General features: G+C 63.3%; 1 pseudogene. It reads left to right on the top strand.

The features are described from left to right. Positions 1-425: pseudogene (locus BST12_RS29460) on the top strand (hypothetical protein); the annotation flags it as partial.

Raw genomic sequence — 425 nt, 5'->3', positions numbered from 1 at the left:
GCCCACAACGCGGGCTTCAACGTCGAAGAGGACCTCTCGGTCACCGACACCCGAACCAGCCGCACCTTCGCCGAACAAGCAGCTCGCCAGGCCCAAGCACAAGCATTGGCCGGGGATATCCGCCAACGCGCGACACAACTCATCGGAGTCGAACACGAAGTGGCCGCCAAAATAGCCACCGCTACCGCACCCCTTAACACCGTCGGCTTCCACGAACCCCCAATCGCACCGTCGCTACCGACACCGGTGCCCCACAACGAGAAACCGCAAATCCACGCGGTCGACCGCAGCTGGAAACAAGATCCACCCTCACCGATGCCGGGCGACCCGAAAGACATGACAGCCGTACAGGCACGCGCAGCCTGGGACGCCGTCAACGCTGACATCGCTCGGTACAACGCCCGATGCGGACGCACCTTCGTTCT

The sequence above is a fragment of the Mycobacterium angelicum genome, from assembly GCF_002086155.1.
Lineage (GTDB): Bacteria > Actinomycetota > Actinomycetes > Mycobacteriales > Mycobacteriaceae > Mycobacterium > Mycobacterium angelicum.
This window is presented reverse-complemented; position numbering and strand designations above follow the sequence as displayed.